Raw genomic sequence first — 18,004 nt, 5'->3', positions numbered from 1 at the left:
TCCTCAGAACCACGCATCCTGCATGTCGAGCGTGGTCGTATCGAGGGCGGCCAGAAGATCCAGCTGCGGCTGGACCTTGGGCAGCTCCCATTGGTAGAAATAACGGCAGGCTTGCAGTTTTCCGCGCCGGAAGCTGTCCTCTTCCGGCAGCTTGGCGACAGCTGCCATGGCCTGCTGCAGCCATATCCACGCCACCACCACATGCCCCACCGCCTCCAGGTAGACCGTAGCGTTGGCCAGGGTCTGGTTAAGGTCGGAGGCAGCATACAGCGCCTGCGTCACTTGTTCAACCCGGCACCAGGCGGCATCGAGCGCGCTGGCGTGCGCGTCCAGCTGGCGCGCATCGGCGCCGCGGCCGGTGTTCCTGGCCGCCTGCACGGTGGCGCGGATTTCCTCCGCCATGGTCTTGAGCAAGGCCCCATCGTGGATGCTGGCCTTGCGGCCCAGCAGGTCCAGGCCGTGGATACCGTGCGTGCCTTCGTGGATCTGGTTCAAGCGGTTATCGCGGTAGAACTGCTCGACGTTGTACTCGCGCGTGTAGCCATAGCCGCCGTGGACCTGGATCGCCAGGTTGTTTGCCTCCAGGCCCCATTGCGAAGGCCAGGACTTGGTGATCGGCGTCAGGAACTCCAGCAGGCGGCCGGCGCGCTGGCGCACTTCCGGTGTCTCGCCGGTATGCTCATCGTCGACCAGGCGCGCGCTGTACAGGCACAGGCCCAGCGCGCCTTCCACGTAGGCCTTTTGCGCCAGCAGCATGCGCCGCACGTCGGTATGGGCGATGATCGGCAGTTGCGGCGATGACGGGTCTTTGGCGGCCGGATGGCGGCCTTGCGGGCGCTCACGGGCATATTCCAGCGCGTGCAGGTAGCCGGTGTAGCCCAGTACCGCCGCTGCCAGGCCGACGCCGATGCGGGCCTCGTTCATCATATGGAACATATTCAACAGGCCCTGGCCCGCGCGGCCCACCAGGTAGCCGACGGCGCCGCTGCGGCCGCCCGGCAAGTGGCGCCCTTCGCCGAAGTTCAGCAGGCAGTTGGTGGTGCCGCGGTTGCCCATCTTGTGGTTCAGGCCGGCCAGGGCGATGTCGTTGCGCTCGCCGTTGTCGAGGAATTTGGGGACGATGAACAGCGAGATACCTTTCACCCCCGCCACCAGCTTGCCGTCGGCGCCGGGGATCTTGGCCAGCACAAGGTGGACGATGTTCTCAGCCAATTCGTGCTCGCCGCCGGAAATCCACATCTTGTTCCCGCACACGCGGTACTGGCCGGGCACGTCCGGGTCAGGCGCGGCGCGGGTGCTAATGTCCGACAGACTGGAGCCGGCCTGCGGTTCGCTCAGGCACATGGTGCCGAACCAGCGGCCCTCCAGCATGGGCCGCACGAAATGCTCCACCTGCGCGGTGGAGGCGCATTTCAGCAGTGTGTTGGCGTTGCCGATGGTGAGGAAGGCGTAACTGGACGTGGCCATGTTGGCGGCGGTGAAATAGGCCGTGACCGCCTTCTCCACGGTCAGCGGCAACTGCATGCCGCCCAAGGCGTAATCATGGCCGGCGGCCATCAGGCCCGCCGCCGAGAACGCGTCCAGCGCACGTTTCACTTCCGGAATCACGCTGACCCGCGCGCCGTCGAAGTGCGGTTCCTGCTGGTCGCTCAGCTTGTTGTGCGGCGCGAACAGCTCGGACGCAATCTGTTCGGCGGTGTCCAGCGCGGCCGTGAAAGTCTCGCGGCTATGGTCGGCAAAGCGCGGGCGCCCGGCCAGGCGCTCCGCGTCGAGCCAGTCATAGAGCATGAATTCCACATCGCGGCGGTTCAGCAGCCGGGACGCCATCACAGCACCTCGAACAGGCCTGCCGCACCCTGGCCGCCACCGATGCACATGGTGACCACCACATACTTGACGCCGCGGCGCTTGCCCTCGATCAGCGCGTGGCCGACCATGCGGGCGCCGGAGACGCCGTAAGGATGGCCGACCGCGATGGCGCCGCCGTTGACGTTCAAGCGCTCCAGCGGGATGCCCAGCTTGTCGGCGCAATACAGCACCTGCACGGCGAAGGCTTCATTCAACTCCCACAGGCCGATGTCGTCGACCTTCAGGCCGGCGCGATTGAGCAGCTTGGGCACCGCGAAAACCGGGCCGATGCCCATTTCATCGGGCTCGCAGCCCGCCACCGCGAAGCCGCGGAACACGCCCAGCGCCTGCAAGCCTTTGGCGGCGGCGGCGCGGTCGCTCATGACGATGGCGCAGGACGCGCCGTCGGAAAACTGGCTGGCATTGCCGGCCGTGATCACGCCGCCCGGCAGCGCGGTGCGGATGCCGCGCACCGCTTCGAGCGTGGTGTCGGCCCGGATGCCTTCATCGGCGGAGATGGTGACCGCGCGCGTGCCCAGCATGCCGCTTGACTTGTCCGCCACGCCCATGGTGACGGTGATCGGCGCGATCTCGGCGTCGAACAGCCCCGCTGCCTGGGCCGCCGCGGCACGCTGCTGGCTTTGCACACCATACTCATCCTGGCGCTGTTTCGGAATGCCGTAGCGCTGGGCGACAATTTCCGCGGTCTGCAGCATGGGCAGGTAGATCGCCGGCTTGTGCTCATTCAGCCACACGTCCTGGTACATGTGCAGGTTCATTTCCTGCTGCACGCAGGAGATCGATTCGACACCACCGGCCGCAAAGATCTCGCCCTCGCCCGCCAGCACGCGCTGGGCGGCGGTGGCGATGGCTTGCAGGCCGGACGAGCAGAAGCGGTTGATGGTCATGCCCGGCACCGTGACCGGCGCGCCGCCGCGCAAGGCGATCTGGCGCGCGATATTGCCGCCGGTGGCGCCCTCGGGGTTGGCGCAGCCCATGACCACGTCTTCCAGCTCGCCCGCCTCGATGCCGGCCCGGGCCAGCGCCGCCTGCAGCACATGGCCGCCGAGCGTGGCCCCGTGCGTCATGTTGAAGGCGCCTTTCCAGGATTTGGCGAGCCCGGTGCGGGCGGTTGCAACAATGACTGCGTCGGTCATGGCGGTCTCCTGCATGAATTGTTTCGAACCAGCATAGCACAGCTTTAGCACGGTCGTTCGCTAAATTGTTTGACTTGTAAGTTTTGTGTAAGTTTCAAGCAAGCATGACGTAAGGAACCGGGTCCAGACTCCATCCTGCCGTTGAAGCATTTGAAATACACACACCACAATTGGAGACAAGCAAAATGGCAATTAGTTCTGGCACCGCCGACGGGCGGAGCATCGGCGGCGGCAAAGCCGCACCGATGACCAAGGAAGAGAAGAAGGTCATCTTCGCCTCTTCGCTCGGTACCGTGTTTGAATGGTACGACTTTTATCTTTACGGTTCGCTCGCATCGATCATCGCCAAGCAGTTCTTCGTCGGCGACCCGACCACCTCCTTCATTTTCGCGCTGCTGGCCTTCGCTGCCGGTTTCATTGTGCGCCCGTTCGGCGCCATCGTGTTCGGCCGCCTGGGCGACATGATCGGCCGCAAATACACCTTCCTGGTGACGATCCTGATCATGGGCTTGTCCACCTTTATCGTGGGCCTGCTGCCGAACTACGCCACCATCGGCATCGCGGCGCCGATCATCCTGGTCGCACTGCGCCTGCTGCAAGGCCTGGCGCTGGGCGGTGAATACGGCGGCGCCGCCACCTATGTGGCCGAACATGCGCCGCACGGCAAGCGCGGCCTGTTCACGGCATGGATCCAGACCACGGCCACGCTGGGCTTCTTCCTGTCGCTGCTGGTGATCCTGGGCGTGCGCCAGTCGATGCCGCTGGAGGAATTCGAATCCTGGGGCTGGCGCATTCCATTCCTGGTGTCCGTTGCACTGCTCGGCATCTCGGTGTGGATCCGCCTGTCGATGAACGAGTCCCCTGCTTTCGCCAAGATGAAGGCGGAAGGCAAGACCTCCAAAGCGCCCCTGAGCGAAGCCTTCGGCCAGTGGAAAAACCTGAAGATCGTGATCTTCGCGCTGATCGGCCTGACCATGGGCCAGGCGGTAGTGTGGTATACCGGCCAGTTCTACGCGCTGTTCTTCATGATCCAGACGCTGAAGATGGACATCGCCACCGCGAACATCCTGATCGCCATTGCACTGATCCTGGCGACGCCGTTCTTCATCTTCTTCGGCAGCCTGTCCGACAAGATCGGCCGCAAGTGGATCATCCTGGGCGGCTGCCTGATTGCAGCGGCCACCTACTTCCCGCTGTTCGGCGCCCTGACCCACTACGGCAATCCGCAACTGGAATCGGCAATCAAGAACTCGCCGGTGGTGGTGGTGGCTGATCCCGCCTCCTGCCACTTCCAGTTCAACGCCACCGGCGAGAAGAAATTCCCGTCGTCGTGCGATATCGCCGCGTCGATGCTGTCGAAAGCTTCGGTGGCCTATACCCGCCAGGATGCCCCGGCCGGCAGCGTGGCAGTGATCAGGGTGGGCGACAAGGAAGTGCCGGCTTTCAACGCGACCATGACCGCCGACGGCCTTAACTTCGACGCCGACTCCAAGAAGAAGGAAGGCGAACTGAAAAAAGCGGTGGCAGAATCGGTCAAGGCAGCCGGCTATCCAGCCAAGGCCGACCCGGCCCAGATCAACAAGCCAATGATGGTGTTGATCCTGTGGGTGCTGGTGATCTATGTGACCATGGTGTACGGCCCGATCGCGGCCATGCTGGTGGAGATGTTCCCGACCCGCATCCGCTACACCTCGATGTCGCTGCCATACCATATCGGTAACGGCTGGTTCGGCGGCTTGCTGCCAACCACTGCGTTCGCGCTGGTGGCGTTCAAAGGCGACATTTACTACGGCCTGTGGTATCCGATCGTGATTGCGTTGGCGACCCTGGTGATCGGCGCGCTGTGCATCCGTGAAACCAAGGACAACAACATCTACGCGCAAGACTAAGCGGTCCTGCTGCCGACCGAAGCCGCCCTGCCCGGGCGGCTTTTTTCGTTTAGCGCCGCTTTTCGGTATGTTCCAGAGCGTAGCTGGCGGTGCGGTCGATGATATTGCCGCCCAGTTCAGCTATCTGCTTGGCAAAGACTTCGTTGCCGATGGTTTCGCTCAGCGCGACAAAGGCCAGGCCGCCCGCCATCGGCAGCGTGTAGTCTTCCAGCTCATCGGGCCGTGGCGGACGCGGTGGGCGTGGACCGCCGCCGGGCCAGTTGAGTGGTGGGCGCGGCACCGTGCCGCACCAGTCGTCCAGGATGGCTTTCAGGAAGGCCTTGCTGTCGCCGCCTTGCGTGGTGAGCGCGGCCGCGGCGTCGACCTGCCGTTGGGCCAGGCTGACAGCGGACAGCTGCGCAGCTTCCAGCCAGGGAACCGGGTCGGGCTCGGCCAGATGGGCAGCATGCTGATACTTCCTGCCGAGCGGGCCGCCGCCGATCACTTCCCATACTTTGGGGTTGATACGGGCAATGATCTTGGCCAGCGTTGTACTGATGTGCAATAGTTCTGACATGGCGTCTCCTCCAGAACAGTTGGGGGTATTGGAGACGCCGGAGCGGCGGCTCCAGCGAAGACTTTACGCTGCAAACCGCCTTGGATACTCACACTTTGTCACCGCGGCATACACGCAACAACCGCACGACAGCCGCGCTGCGTGACTTAGCCGATGATACGGAGGGAGAAGTCGGTGGCCTTGATGTCTTTGGTCAGGGCGCCGATGGAGATGCGGTGCACGCCGGTTTCGGCGATGGCGCGCACGGTGTCGAAGTTGACGCCGCCGGAGGCTTCCAGCAACGCCCGGCCGCCGTTGAGCTGCACCGCGGCGCGCATCATGTCGAGATTGAAGTTGTCGAGCAGGATCGAGACTGCGCCCGCGTTCAATGCTTCATCGAGCTGTGCCAGGGTTTCCACTTCGACCTGGATGCCGACTTTCGCGTCGAGGCGCTTGGCCGCCGCCAATGCCGCGGTAATGCCGCCGGCCGCCGCAATATGGTTTTCCTTGATCAGGATGCCGTCATACAGCGCCAGGCGCTGGTTCTGGCCGCCGCCTACGCGCACCGCGTATTTCTGCGCCAAGCGCATGCCTGGCAGCGTTTTGCGGGTGTCGAGGATGGCCGCCGTGGTGCCGGCGATCACGTCGACATAGCGGCGGGTGGCCGTCGCCACGCCCGACATCAGTTGCATGAAGTTCAGCGCCGAGCGTTCGGCAGTGAGGATGGCGCGTGCCGGGCCGACAATGGTGCAGACCGCGGTGCCGGCGGCCATCAGGTCGCCTTCCGCATAGTGCCAGTCGATGCCGATGGCCGGGTCCAGCGCTTCCATCACGCCTTCGAACCAGGGCGCGCCGCACAGGACCGCTTCCTCGCGCACGATCACGCGTGCGGTAGCCCGGCCGTCTTCCGGTACCAGCTTGCCGGTCAGGTCGCCGGTGCCGATATCTTCCATCAAGGCCGCCAGCAGGTTGCGCTCGTACGCCCCGGCCAGCGCATCGTCGAACGGTGCGAATGTATTCTTCAGTGTGCTCATGCAGGACCGATACCTTGGAACAGTTGGGCTTCTTTCGCCAGGTCTGCGCCTGGGGCGATCCTGGCTTTCTTGGCTGCCGCGAAATCGAGCATGCGGTTGATCGAGCGCTGCGCCAGCTTGCCAACTTCTGGATCAACATGAATCTCGTTGTTCATGTTTTCCAGCACGTCGGCCAGGTTGCGCAGGCCGTTCATCGCCATCCATGGGCAGTGCGCGCAGCTCTTGCAGGTGGCGCTGTTGCCGGCGGTTGGCGCTTCGATGAAGGTCTTGCCCGGCGCCGCCATGCGCATCTTGTGCAGGATGCCGTTGTCGGTGGCGACGATGAATTCGGTGTTTGGCAAGCTGACGGCGGCGGCGATCAGCTGCGAAGTGGAACCCACCACGTCGGCCTGCTCGACCACGTTGGCCGGCGACTCCGGGTGCACCAGCACTTTCGCGTTCGGGTGTTCGGCTTTCAGCAGGTCCAGTTCGACGCCTTTGAATTCGTCGTGCACCAGGCAGGAGCCCTGCCACAGCAGCATGTCGGCGCCGGTCTGCTTCTGGATGTAGCCGCCCAGGTGCTTGTCCGGTGCCCACAGGATCTTCTTGCCCTGCTCGTGCAGGTGCTTGACGATGTCCAGGCCGATCGAGGACGTCACCATCCAGTCGGCGCGCGCTTTCACGGCGGCGCTGGTGTTGGCGTACACCACCACGGTGCGGTCCGGGTGCTGGTCGCAGAAGGCGATGAAGTCTTCCGGCGGGCAGCCCAGGTCGAGCGAACAGGTCGCGTCCAGGTCCGGCATCAGCACGGTTTTTTCCGGGCTCAGGATCTTGGACGTCTCGCCCATGAATTTGACGCCGGCCACCACCAGGGTCTTGGCCGGATGGTCGCGCCCGAAGCGCGCCATCTCCAGCGAATCGGAAACGCAGCCGCCGGTTTCCTCGGCCAGGTCCTGCAGGTCGGCGTCCACGTAGTAGTGGGCCACCAGCACGGCGTTGCGCTCGCGCAGCAGGGTCTTGATGCGTTCCTTCAGCAGGATTTTTTCGTTGGCCGGCACGGGGGCCGGGGTGCGGGCCCACGCATGGGCCACGCAGCTGCCGCCTTCGACTGGCTTCTCGAATTCGACAGTCTTGATAGGTGCAACAATCGCGTTCATTTACTCGATGCCTTGGCTCTTCAAGTATTCTTCATAGCCGCCGCGGAAGTCCACGACTTCGTTTTCCTTGATCTCGATGATGCGGGTGGCCAGCGAGGAAACGAACTCGCGGTCATGCGACACGAAGACCAGGGTGCCGGCGTACTTTTCCAGGGCGATGTTGAGCGACTCGATCGATTCCATGTCCATGTGGTTGGTCGGTTCGTCCAGCAGCAGGACATTGTGACGGCCCAGCATCAGCTTGCCATACATCATACGACCTTTTTCACCACCCGACAGGACCTTGACCGATTTCTTGACTTCGTCGCCGCCGAACAGCAGGCGGCCCAGCGAGGAGCGCACGGCCTGGTCGTCGTCGCCTTCCTGGGTCCACTGGCCCATCCAGTCGGTCAGGTTCAGGTCGGATGCGAATTCTTCGGTCGGATCCTGCGGCATGTAGCCGACGTTGGCATTTTCTGCCCACTTGACCAGGCCGGTGTCGGCGGTGAGGCCGGCGATCTCCTGGCCGCCGATGCAGCGCAGCATGGTGGTCTTGCCGGCGCCGTTGGCGCCGATGATGGCGATGCGCTCACCCGCTTCCACCGCGATGTCGACATTCTTGAACAGGGTGCGGTCGAAGGATTTCGAGATGCCCTGGGTTTCCACGGCCAGGCGGTGCAGCTTTTTCTCGCCGTCGAAGCGTACGAACGGGTAGGCACGCGAAGATGGCTTGATGTCTTCGATCTTGATCTTGTCGATCATCTTGGCGCGCGAGGTGGCCTGGCGGGCCTTGGACTTGTTGGCCGAGAAGCGGCGTACGAAGTCCTGCAATTCGGCGACTTTGTCCTTGGCCTTGGCGTTATTGGCCAGCTGCTGGTTGCGGGCCTGGGTCGAGGCCAGCATGTATTCGTCGTAATTGCCCGGGTAGATCTTCAGCGTACCGTAATCCATGTCGGCCACGTGGGTGCACACCTGGTTCAGGAAGTGGCGATCGTGGGAAATGATGATCATGGTGGAATCGCGCTGGTTCAGCGTTTCTTCCAGCCAGCGGATGGTGTCGATATCCAGGTTATTGGTCGGTTCGTCCAGCAGCAGGATGTGCGGATTGGAGAACAGGGCCTGCGCCAGCAGCACGCGCAGCTTCCAGCCCGGCGCCACGGCGCTCATCGGACCCTGGTGCAGGCTGATGTCGATACCGGCGCCCATCAGCAGCTCGCCGGCGCGCGATTCGGCGGTGTAGCCGTCGTACTCGGCGACCTTGCCTTCCAGTTCGGCCGCTTCCATATAATCTTCGTCGGTGGCTTCCGGGTTGGCGTAGATGGCGTCGCGCTTGCTGATCGCTTCCCACATTTCGGTGTGGCCCATCATGACCACGTCCAGCACGCGCATCTCTTCATATGCGAACTGGTCCTGGCGCAGCTTACCCAGGCGCTCGTTGGCGTCCAGGCTGACGTTGCCGGCGGATGGTTCGAGGTCGCCACCGAGGATCTTCATGAAGGTCGACTTGCCGCAGCCGTTCGCTCCGATCAGGCCGTAGCGGTTGCCGTCGCCAAATTTGACGGAAATGTTCTCGAACAGCGGCTTGGCGCCGAACTGCATGGTGATGTTTGCGGTAGAAAGCATGCTGGGGAAATGGTGAGAAAAAGCGAATCGGGCATTATACCCTGCGCCGCCTATGGACGCCTAGCGGGGACCGGCGACAGAGGCCGGTGTAAGCCCAGGCACAAATTACAACAAAGACAAGCCGCCCCGGGAAGCGGCTTCGGAGGTTCAGGCCATGCTTGGCGTAATGACCACAGCGCCAGTATTGCGAGCATGACTCACACTGATTGCCAGCGACGGCTGCCCGTTTGCCATTGCCGCCTCGGCAGCCAACGCAAGATGAATCAGGTCTGATGCGGCGCCAAAATTGCCGGCTAAGGCCATCGGCGCCAGTCTTCGGGTCAACACGTCCAGCTCGGGCAACACTTGCTCCATGGCCTGGATTACTTCAAGGCTACGGGGCAAACGATGATCGGTGTTGCTGACGACCATGCCGATCTCTTCCGCAGGCGCCCGTGCAGCAACCATTGCGGCCGTCATGCTGTCCGGCAGCGTGCTGCAATTGCTTTTCCCCGCTGCTCCGCGGTCGGCGGCGCGTTGCTGCTGCTGCGCGGCGCCGATCGAGCAGGTGACAACAAGATTCGACTCCCTGGCGTACGAGCCGTCCACCAGCATCAGGCCCGCCCCGCCCTCGGCCGGCACAAAACCGTCAGGCACAGAGTTGGAAAACACCTCTTGCAACGCCAGGGGAGCGCGCAACTCAAGGGGGTCCACCAGGCTGTCTGCCGCCAGCAGCAAAGCATGCTGCATCTTGCCAGCTTTCAGATGCGGCGCCAGGGAGTTGATCGTCACATAAGCATCGGAGTTCGCCGCGGGCAATAAATGCAGTTCGTACTTCGAACTACGCCAAGAAGAGTGCGCCCAGGCCATCGCAAATCCCTGCCGAGCGTCTTCCGGCGGCAACGCTTCGGGCTGTAGTAAGTAGACCGTGGTTGACAGAGATGAGCGAGCCAGTTTTTCTTGCTGATTGAACAAGGAATCAAGCACGGACACCAGCATTGCCGGCACACGCTCGCCACGGGAACGCGTTGCTAACGGGAAGTTCAGTGCCTCAAGCGGCAGATCCTGGATTGTCGCGGCATGGACCGGGTGCCCCTCGTCGTTGCGGATCGCGCTGTCTGGCTTGAACGCTTTCTCGCAAGCGAGGCAGCGGGACAGCGTCGCACCCGCGTCGCCCAACGGCGTTATAGCGCTCCAGGCGGCGATGCCCAATGGTTCAGATGGGTCTGCCGCCGGAGCCGGAACGGCAACGGTTGCCGCTTGAGCAAGTGCCGTAGCCGGCGCTGGATCGGCGGTCCTAAGCGCTCGCAGGCCAGCCCAACTCACAAAGGCAGTCGCGAGCGGCGGCAGTAGCGTGATTATTATGATCGACTGCGTATCGCCAACACCTATCTTGCCAAGAGAGCTGAAGACGCCATCGAGCGATATAAAACGCAGCAGCATGACCCAAAACAGCGCCAGCAGCAGAAACGTCAGCAGCCATGCGCCGGCGCGCACGACAGGATTGGGGGACATGAAGAATGCACTCAATTTCAAAATATTAAGCTTGTGATGCGGTCGACAGACTGGCAATCAAGGCGCAGCCACAAGCGCTGCGATGCCCATGTAAAGCCACCTGGCGGCCATCGATGGTAAAAGTCGGCGAACCTTCGACGATTGGATTGGTGCCATGCCCCGATTTCGGGCAATTGACCATGTCACCAACCCGCGCGATGCCGACGCCGTGAATAGTGTGATTAGGCGAAGCGCTAACCACGACGCCGTTATGCGTGGTCTTATCGCCAAGGCGAACTATAGGGAGTGCCATCACTCAGTCTGCTTAGAAGCCCAAGGCGGCCTTGGACGCCTTCCAGCCGTTTTCCACCGCCGACATCCCTGCATCAATGGTGTTGCCGACAGTTTCCGAAACTTGCTTCGCCCCTTCGCTTACCTGGTGCGCCATATCGGATGCGCCTTTCTGGGCAGCGTGCAGGAGTTCAGTTGATTTCTTTTCGGCGGCGTTCATCAGCTCGGTCGATTTCTTTCCGGCGGCATCGGCCAACTCGGTAGCTTTCTTTTCGGTGGCGTCCGCCAGCTCGGTGGCTTTCGTCTGCACGGTATTAATCGATGAAACAATTACTCGCTGACCGGTCTCAACAGTGGAAATGACGACTTCCTTGCTGGTCTGATAGACCTCGACAGCGTATTTTTCCCCCGCATGTACGGTATCGATAACGAACTTCTCGCCGATTTTATATGTTCGCGTGGCGACGAGGACGCCCTTGTTCCAGGTTTCGACCACGACCCCTTGTGCTGTGTGGTAGACCTTTATGACGCCCTCCTTGGCCGCAACCGCACTCTTTTCCAACCACTGCAAGCCCTGAGCAAGAACGTTATGGCTTGACTCTGTCATGCCGCGTGGGCGGAAATAGCTGAAAGGCTCAATGCTCATGAGAAAACCGGACTTGGAGTCATGCACCATGTTCCTAACGAAGGCCACCACATGATCGTTGGCTGTAGCCTTCCACGCCTCCAGACGCCAAGCCTCAGGATTAACGACTTGCCCATAATTTTCGCCGATAAAGCGGACAGTCCTTGTGGCGGCCTTCACTGGCGAAATAGTCTTGACGTCGTTCGCAATGGCTTTGCCTGGGTTAAGCAATAGTTCCGCTTCGCGCGCCATGCTGTCGTGGCCAATGAGTCGATTCCCCAGCGAACTCTCTTTTTGCACAACGTCTGCGGTCTTGATACCTTTGCGAGTCATGGTCCCATACGCTGAATACAAGGCCTTCATGTGCGCGGCTATAACCTGTTCAATGCTTCCGTTCGGTGCCACACTGGCCATATAGTTGTTGTACAGCTCCTGGGTTTTGGGCTCGATCGCAAATCGCTCGATAAACACCGCCTTATGCAATTTCTCGACTTCGCGATATGAGTACATCCGCACCCCGGACTTAATAGCCTCACCCATCATGTCGCGCATCGGAATTCGCGCCAGATTGTTGGTAATGCCCTGATTGGCCGAGTCGTCATTGCCACCATTGGTCGCAAGTGGCAGATACCCGCCGCCGACATCTGAGTGGACCCCGGGATAGACTGTCTCGGTCCAACTAGAAGCTAATTGGCCTTTCTGTCGGATCAAGTCCACCGGAAAAGAAAAACGCAATTCGTGGGCGGCAACATAGTGCACGCAGCGTTCGCTCTGGCTGGGAACCCTGAGATTCTTTTCCGAGAACAATCCATCCATATTCGCGGAGGGCGCTCCAAACGATGCCACTGTGTCGAACAGTCCCATGAATTGGAGGCGAACTGGAATCTCCTTATAGGTCAATTGACCATGCTGATCCTTCTTGCAGAGCTTGATGAAGTCATTTGAGAACGCACGCGCCAACGCGGCTCCCCGCGAGAAGCCAAAAATCGAGATATTGATGACTTTAATCAACCGATGGCCACCCAATGCCATGCTTAATTCTGCAAAACTCTTGTCTTTGCTTTTGTCTGCATACGCTTTGGCGACACCACCGAGCTTGCTTGCATTGGTTATTAGCACCTGACGCAGGGCATCATTGACATTGCTTTGTCCGAATTCTGTACGACGGGTACCGCCACCGCCGCCTGCGTTGCCGAACGCCGTATCCTGAACGCTGGTTCCCGCCTTATCCAGCCAGCCCGTTGCCGTTCCATTAAATGGCGTGCCAACGCCCGAAATGTAAATAGCATGAATATTCTTTGCACCCTCGACCAGATCGATGGCAAACGTCGCCGACAGCCACATGCGTGCGACATTGCTCCACTTCTTTGGCTTTTCGTCCACATCCTTGTTGTTGCCAGTGCCGTCAAAAAACAGGCTCAGATGAACGACGTCGGAGCAATCCTGTTTTGCAGTCGACTCGCACCCCGGCACATCACGGTTGCAAGCCTGCGCAGCATGCAATTGCTCATTCTTATCGTCCACGCTTACGAACCTCTGCCAGAATAGTTTCGCCGCGAGGACTCACCTCAGGGATATATTGCGAAAAAGTAAATTCCGCAGTGTCGTCGGGATAAATATGCACTCCTAGATAGCGGGAATTCGGTGGAACTTGATTCTTGCCGATGGCCAAGGCATTTTTGGCCATCACGGTGTCGCCATTGCGTGGCGTTCCTTCAGGACCACTCAGGCGCCAGCTAAGAGTTTGCGCGCCAAATGGAATCGTTTCGCCAGTCATGATGCCCCCGCCCCCGCCGTAAGCCATTGCCCCGCCGATATCGCTGCCGTTCAGGAGCACCTCAAAGATCGGCCGGTTCACATAATTGAACAACACAACGCTTAACACAATTTCATTACTCATAAATAGTTTCCCTTTACAACTGGCAACAAGCGGATACAGCAGCGCTGCTCCTGCAAGGCTGCCGAAAAATTTCCGGCGAGTCTTCACACTCATGGATAGTGCCCCTTTTTCCTTGTTCGATATGGCGAATTGTCACTTCTTCTTCCTGGGAGGCCTTCGCGAAACTGACAACCATTGACATTGCTCGTCAAGTTGAGATTGATAATGAATTTAACGGACATCCTTTAGGGCCTCAGCGAGGATGCTCTCCCCGCGAGGAGTTCGCTCGGGAATGTACTCTGCAAAAGTCAATTCCGCCGTATCGTCGGGATAAATATGCACCCCTAAATACCGCGAATTCGGTGGAACCTGATCCCTGCTTATAGCTAGGGCATTCTTGGCGATCACAGTGTCGCCGTTGCGTGGCATTCCTTCGGGGCCGCCCAGGCACCAACTCAGCTTTTGCGGGCCAAACGGAATTGTTTCCCCGGTCATGATGCCCCCGCCCCCGCCATAGGCGATTGCCGCGCCGATGTCGCTGCCGTTCAGGAGCACATCAAAGATCGGCCGGTTCATATAGCTGAACAACACAACGCTCAGCACAATTTCATTACTCATAAATAGTTTCCCTTTGCAACTGGCAACGAACGGGCAAAGCACCAGTGCACTTGCAAGGCCACGGAGAATATCGCGACGACTTGTCGAACTCACTGGGATTGCTCCAATTCACCGCCAAGCGCTTTCAGGGCAACGTTCTCATCCCAATCAGCCATAACGTTGTCATGTTTCACTAGACAGGGCACCGCCGTACTCAACTCAGCAGCTCGTTGAGAGGGAGCCTGCCAACGCGCCATAAAATCCCTCACGGGCATCAGCGCGTTCCCTTGTTTACGAAAGCGGAGCGCGAAATTGCGCGTTTCCTTAAGCATTCAACGCAAATCGTTTTGGGAAGTTTTTGCTTGGTCTTCGCTGAGAGTGCAGCTCCGTTGCAACTGGCGGCGAACGGATAAAGCAGCGCCGCCCCCGCTAAACCCCCAAGGATTTTACGGCGTCTCGTCATTATCATGGGAATTGCTCCAGTGCCTTCGCGAGGGTGATTTCGCCAGACTTTACTTTGCCCAACAGTTCTATGATGACGCTGTCATTCCGCATTTGCTCGCCGTAGATAAACTCCGCGCAGATGTAGTTGATGAGGTCTTGCATGCCCCGCAAATTGAGTCGCCTAGCAGACAGCAAATGTCGCTTCACGCTTAAATACTGCTCAAGTTCTGACATGCCATGCATTAGCATCGGCTGATTCTGTTTGATGTACCCCCGCAAATGGTCGGGGACGCTTGCTTCGATCAACATTTCCAACTGAACCGGGGCCAACTTGAGCGGCAGCACTACCTGGTCGGCGTCGCTCTGTCGCGCCTCGTCTATTATTTGCTGCTCCTTACCATCTCGCCCCCAGTACCACCATACCTGAACTCCCGTCAGCAGTTTGCTGCGCTGTCGTGCGGTCAGTACGGGGCCCGTCACATGCAATGTGCTATCGCTTTTCTGTCCAACCAACGTGCCGAGGATGACGGGATCCCAAAATGCAAAGTGCATTTCATCTCCATCGGGCAGCACAACCTCTGTAAACGCGGCCAGTTGGGCATGGAGCCGCGAAAATCGCAGGGGGCTGGCGATGACGGTGACACAGGCAGGATTTGCGGCGGAGCGACGTGCAATGAGCCGCCAAGCATCCAATTCTTCCACGAACGGCGGCAAGGCTACCAGGTGGGGGGCCGCTTTGCTCAATTCCGGGCCCTGCGCGTCGGGAAGCAAACATTCGCTTTGCGTTTCGGGTGTCGCCTTGTGAAGCGCCGCAAGCAGGCTCGCGTCCTGGGCCGAATCGACAATGGCGTACAGGTGCAACGGGACCGCTTGGGGAAGGGTTTCCCAATGCTCCAAAAATTCTTTCATAACTCTCATTGTGTTCCCTTGTTCATAAAGGCGGATCGTGACATTGCACGTTTCATCAAGCATTCCAGGCAGATCGCTTTGGGAAGTGTCGGCATGGCGAACGGCATAGCCTTGGCGGAGGTCAGGCTGAACTCGCTTTGATGGATAATCCGCTGGCCGCTGGTTATATCGGTGATGCCCGATCCATTGATCTTGATTGCCGATCCGCCGGCGCCAATCGTAATTTCGTTCTTGGCCCAAATCTCAATGTTCTCGGTGGTCGAAATCAGGCGCAGCACTTTCTCCGCAATGATGTCCAGGTTATCGCTTTGCGCCTGAATTTCGACCTTGCCTTTGGCGGCAAAGAATTTCATGCCACCGTTGTAGGCAAACAGGCTCAGCTTCTCCCTAATGCTGGCGACGAAGCTCTTTCCAACAGCCAGGTTGCTGTCCTTCCCCGACGACATTGTGATGTCCTCGCCACTGTGGATGTGCGTGCTCTTGGGTGTCGTCAAGCCGATGCCGCCTTGAGCCGCAGCCAACAAGATCGGCTCTTTGAAGCGATTGGCTTGTTGTTGGCCATCGCCGTCATAGCTGTCTTGTGTCGCCTCGGCGAATTTCTGCAACGACTCCTGAGCGTCCAGGGTTTCAGCATTGGCCTTGCTGCTGGTTTCCGAAAGGGACTTAGCCAGGTTCTGACTGGTTTCCAGCTGCTGCTCGGCATCCCGCACGTCGAGTTGCGATCCGGGCCGGCCGAAGGTGCTGATATAAAGGCCCTTATTCGCTGTAATGGCGCCGAAAGCGTCGGTGTTGAGCGCAAAGCCCGAACCGTAGAATGGACCACGCTTGTTGCCTTGCTGCCCAACCAGGTAGCCCAGGTTCAGCTGTGCATTGGTATTGGTGCTGTAGAGTTGAACGCGGTTCTGGTTGGTATTGTCGTCCATCACCAACTGCGTAAATCCGCTACCCTTGTACTCCTTCGATTTATAGCCGGACAACTTGCCGTCCGTGTGCCAGTCAGGCGCTTGCTCAGTGTTATAGACGCGGCCCGTGATGATCGGGCGATCCGGATCTCCGCCCAGGAAAGTCACGATAACTTCCATCTTGATGCGCGGGACATGCAGCCCACCATAACCCTGCCCAGCATTCGGGTAGCTCACCCTGACCCAGCAGGAGGCCTTTTCGTCGCCCGGATTCAAACGGTTCCACGGGAACTTGATCTTTACCCGGTTGAGGGCGTCGGTATAGATTTCTTCGCTTTCAGGGCCCACGACCACCGCAATTTGCGGGTGCATTTCCGGTTTGGTGTGCACCAGTGGGCTGCGGTATTCAACACTGCGGCGCTGCACCTCGATGCTGTTGACAAAGTAGCCGCTCTGTTCATTCAGGACCTTGTCGCTGGCAGCAGTCTGGCGTTTTGCATCGGCAATCCTGCCTTCCAGGCTGCCGGGATAGTGATTGACTCTGGTCGAAAACGGCAGATTGTTCTCGATGTACCAATGCAAGCTGATGACCATGAACTGCCGGCCTTCTGCCTCATCACTGTTATGGTCGGCGTGGTCTGCCAGGCTGAACCAGCGCCCAACCCCCGCAGCCATGCCAGGGACGCTCGACCAGGCAAAATATCGCTTGGCCTGGGACTCCCAGCCTTCGACCTTGATCTTGGCCAAGGTGTCGCCACGCTCCCGCTCCAGATAGGTATAGGGCCCGGTATATTCGTAGACCTCCAGCTGGTCAGGCACCTCGCCATGCCCAGGCTGGGTATAGGTATTCGTGGCTTTTTGATTGCTGGGCGCCTTGTAGTCGTAGGTTACCGTCGACAGCTGCCGGCTCTGCAACCTGCGCTGGCCGCCCCAATGGGTGATCTTGTCGATTTCATCGCTCTTTGCCCCACGATGGAACTGAATTTCTTCCGGCACCAGCGGCTTCAACTGGGACACGGAATCGGTAATCACCAGGGTGTGGTTGGATCCGTCTTTTCCTGCTCGTGGTAGCAGTACCAGCCTTCGCTTTCCATCAAGCGCATCACGAAATTCCAGTCGCTCTCGTACTGCGTGCAGTAGGAACGCGGCTGGGCCGGTTCGGCCAGGTCAAAGCGGAAGCGGCCGCTAGCCTGCGGGTGCTGGTTGAACACCTCGCTGATGATGTCGTCGGTGCTCTTGTCCTGCCAGATGCGGGCATCATGCCGGAATCGCAGGAAATATAACCAGGACGAAAACACCAGCTGGTAGACCGTGAACTGGCCGTCGTGCCCGAGCATGGAGGCTTGCTGCACGTAGCCGTGCACGGGCAGATAATCGGTGGAGCCTGCTTGCCTGATCCACAGCGCAATTGGCTGGGCAATCAACTGCTTGAGCTCAATATCGTCCTGCAGCGACAGGGCATCGAGCGTAAAAGTATAACCTCGTCCTAACCTGTCCTCCCCCACGACGCGGTGCGGTAGCAGCACATCGGTACCCAGGGGCGTGTCAAGCTTCAGCAACCGGCCCTGCTGCGTGACGCCAAGCAGAGCTTGCATATTTTTCATCCAAAAACCCCAACCATTTGCATTTGAGGCAACTATTTTATCACTGGCAACTAATACGTGAATTCAACAGTGCGCGGGG

The 18,004-nt window shown here is 59.7% G+C and carries 15 protein-coding genes; 1 reads left to right on the top strand and 14 read right to left on the bottom strand.

Translation table 11 applies throughout. The features are described 5' to 3' along the window. Positions 1–3: 3 nt before the first annotated feature. Together BM269_RS14460 and BM269_RS14455 are read right to left on the bottom strand one after the other, a co-directional pair. The gene (locus tag BM269_RS14460) at positions 4–1,827 is read right to left on the bottom strand and encodes an acyl-CoA dehydrogenase (protein WP_090437836.1); all 1,824 of its coding nucleotides are present in this window, start codon (positions 1,825–1,827) and stop codon (positions 4–6) included. Then, the gene (locus BM269_RS14455; RefSeq protein WP_090437834.1) at positions 1,827–3,005 is read right to left on the bottom strand and encodes an acetyl-CoA C-acyltransferase; all 1,179 of its coding nucleotides are present in this window, start codon (positions 3,003–3,005) and stop codon (positions 1,827–1,829) included. Before BM269_RS14455 ends, BM269_RS14460 begins: the two co-directional genes overlap by 1 nt. A 185-nt stretch (positions 3,006–3,190) precedes the next feature. Between BM269_RS14455 and BM269_RS14450 the strand changes: the two genes are divergently transcribed. Beyond that, positions 3,191–4,894, top strand: coding sequence for an MFS transporter (locus BM269_RS14450; RefSeq protein WP_090437832.1), 1,704 nt, complete (start codon positions 3,191–3,193; stop codon positions 4,892–4,894). Positions 4,895–4,943: 49 nt separating this feature from the next. On the opposite strand, the gene BM269_RS14445 is transcribed toward BM269_RS14450, so the two are convergent. From BM269_RS14445 to BM269_RS29980, 12 genes are all read right to left on the bottom strand, one after another. Next, the gene (locus BM269_RS14445) at positions 4,944–5,450 is read right to left on the bottom strand and encodes a hypothetical protein (RefSeq protein ID WP_090437830.1); all 507 of its coding nucleotides are present in this window, start codon (positions 5,448–5,450) and stop codon (positions 4,944–4,946) included. A gap of 146 nt (positions 5,451–5,596) precedes the next feature. Beyond that, the gene (nadC, locus tag BM269_RS14440; protein ID WP_090437829.1) at positions 5,597–6,463 is read right to left on the bottom strand and encodes a carboxylating nicotinate-nucleotide diphosphorylase; all 867 of its coding nucleotides are present in this window, start codon (positions 6,461–6,463) and stop codon (positions 5,597–5,599) included. Then, entirely contained in the window at positions 6,460–7,599 is a 1,140-nt protein-coding gene (gene nadA, locus BM269_RS14435) for a quinolinate synthase NadA (RefSeq protein WP_090437826.1), read from the bottom strand. Before nadA ends, nadC begins: the two co-directional genes overlap by 4 nt. Continuing rightward, entirely contained in the window at positions 7,600–9,201 is a 1,602-nt protein-coding gene (locus BM269_RS14430) for an ABC-F family ATPase (protein WP_090437824.1), read from the bottom strand. A gap of 147 nt (positions 9,202–9,348) precedes the next feature. Beyond that, complete coding sequence (locus tag BM269_RS14425; protein ID WP_090437822.1) at positions 9,349–10,695, bottom strand: hypothetical protein; 1,347 nt, start codon at positions 10,693–10,695, stop codon at positions 9,349–9,351. 25 nt (positions 10,696–10,720) lie between these two features. Continuing rightward, positions 10,721–10,987: a PAAR domain-containing protein gene (locus BM269_RS14420; protein ID WP_090437820.1), complete on the bottom strand. Its 267-nt coding sequence runs from the start codon at positions 10,985–10,987 to the stop codon at positions 10,721–10,723. A gap of 12 nt (positions 10,988–10,999) precedes the next feature. After that, the gene (locus tag BM269_RS14415; protein ID WP_090437818.1) at positions 11,000–13,114 is read right to left on the bottom strand and encodes a T6SS phospholipase effector Tle1-like catalytic domain-containing protein; all 2,115 of its coding nucleotides are present in this window, start codon (positions 13,112–13,114) and stop codon (positions 11,000–11,002) included. Then, positions 13,104–13,583, bottom strand: coding sequence for a hypothetical protein (locus tag BM269_RS14410; protein ID WP_139232746.1), 480 nt, complete (start codon positions 13,581–13,583; stop codon positions 13,104–13,106). The genes BM269_RS14415 and BM269_RS14410 overlap by 11 nt, the downstream gene beginning before the upstream one ends. 117 nt (positions 13,584–13,700) lie before the next feature. Continuing rightward, positions 13,701–14,087 (bottom strand): hypothetical protein, encoded by a 387-nt coding sequence (locus BM269_RS14405; protein ID WP_090437814.1) that lies wholly within the window; start codon positions 14,085–14,087, stop codon positions 13,701–13,703. Between the two features lie 444 nt (positions 14,088–14,531). Further along, entirely contained in the window at positions 14,532–15,419 is an 888-nt protein-coding gene (locus BM269_RS14395; RefSeq protein ID WP_170860382.1) for a DUF4123 domain-containing protein, read from the bottom strand. 5 nt (positions 15,420–15,424) lie between these two features. Then, positions 15,425–17,353 (bottom strand): DUF2345 domain-containing protein, encoded by a 1,929-nt coding sequence (locus BM269_RS29985; protein WP_170860381.1) that lies wholly within the window; start codon positions 17,351–17,353, stop codon positions 15,425–15,427. Then, positions 17,350–17,916 (bottom strand): type VI secretion system Vgr family protein, encoded by a 567-nt coding sequence (locus BM269_RS29980; protein WP_170860380.1) that lies wholly within the window; start codon positions 17,914–17,916, stop codon positions 17,350–17,352. The genes BM269_RS29985 and BM269_RS29980 overlap by 4 nt, the downstream gene beginning before the upstream one ends. Between the last annotated feature and the right edge of the window lie 88 nt (positions 17,917–18,004).

Origin of the sequence: Duganella sp. CF458, from assembly GCF_900113115.1 — a bacterium.
Taxonomy (GTDB): Bacteria; Pseudomonadota; Gammaproteobacteria; order Burkholderiales; family Burkholderiaceae_D; genus Rugamonas.
This window is presented reverse-complemented; position numbering and strand designations above follow the sequence as displayed.

What these genes read in the sequence shown, in the direction of transcription:
- BM269_RS14430 (WP_090437824.1), bottom strand. Translation starts at nt 9,201, where the DNA reads ATGCTTTCTACCGCAAACATCACCATGCAGTTCGGCGCCAAGCCGCTG.
- BM269_RS14395 (WP_170860382.1), bottom strand. Translation starts at nt 15,419, where the DNA reads ATGAAAGAATTTTTGGAGCATTGGGAAACCCTTCCCCAAGCGGTCCCG.
- BM269_RS14450 (WP_090437832.1), top strand. Translation starts at nt 3,191, where the DNA reads ATGGCAATTAGTTCTGGCACCGCCGACGGGCGGAGCATCGGCGGCGGC.
- nadA (WP_090437826.1), bottom strand. Translation starts at nt 7,599, where the DNA reads ATGAACGCGATTGTTGCACCTATCAAGACTGTCGAATTCGAGAAGCCA.
- BM269_RS14460 (WP_090437836.1), bottom strand. Translation starts at nt 1,827, where the DNA reads ATGGCGTCCCGGCTGCTGAACCGCCGCGATGTGGAATTCATGCTCTAT.
- BM269_RS14420 (WP_090437820.1), bottom strand. Translation starts at nt 10,987, where the DNA reads ATGGCACTCCCTATAGTTCGCCTTGGCGATAAGACCACGCATAACGGC.
- nadC (WP_090437829.1), bottom strand. Translation starts at nt 6,463, where the DNA reads ATGAGCACACTGAAGAATACATTCGCACCGTTCGACGATGCGCTGGCC.
- BM269_RS14405 (WP_090437814.1), bottom strand. Translation starts at nt 14,087, where the DNA reads ATGAGTAATGAAATTGTGCTGAGCGTTGTGTTGTTCAGCTATATGAAC.
- BM269_RS14410 (WP_139232746.1), bottom strand. Translation starts at nt 13,583, where the DNA reads ATGAGTGTGAAGACTCGCCGGAAATTTTTCGGCAGCCTTGCAGGAGCA.
- BM269_RS14455 (WP_090437834.1), bottom strand. Translation starts at nt 3,005, where the DNA reads ATGACCGACGCAGTCATTGTTGCAACCGCCCGCACCGGGCTCGCCAAA.
- BM269_RS29980 (WP_170860380.1), bottom strand. Translation starts at nt 17,916, where the DNA reads ATGCAAGCTCTGCTTGGCGTCACGCAGCAGGGCCGGTTGCTGAAGCTT.
- BM269_RS14445 (WP_090437830.1), bottom strand. Translation starts at nt 5,450, where the DNA reads ATGTCAGAACTATTGCACATCAGTACAACGCTGGCCAAGATCATTGCC.
- BM269_RS14425 (WP_090437822.1), bottom strand. Translation starts at nt 10,695, where the DNA reads ATGTCCCCCAATCCTGTCGTGCGCGCCGGCGCATGGCTGCTGACGTTT.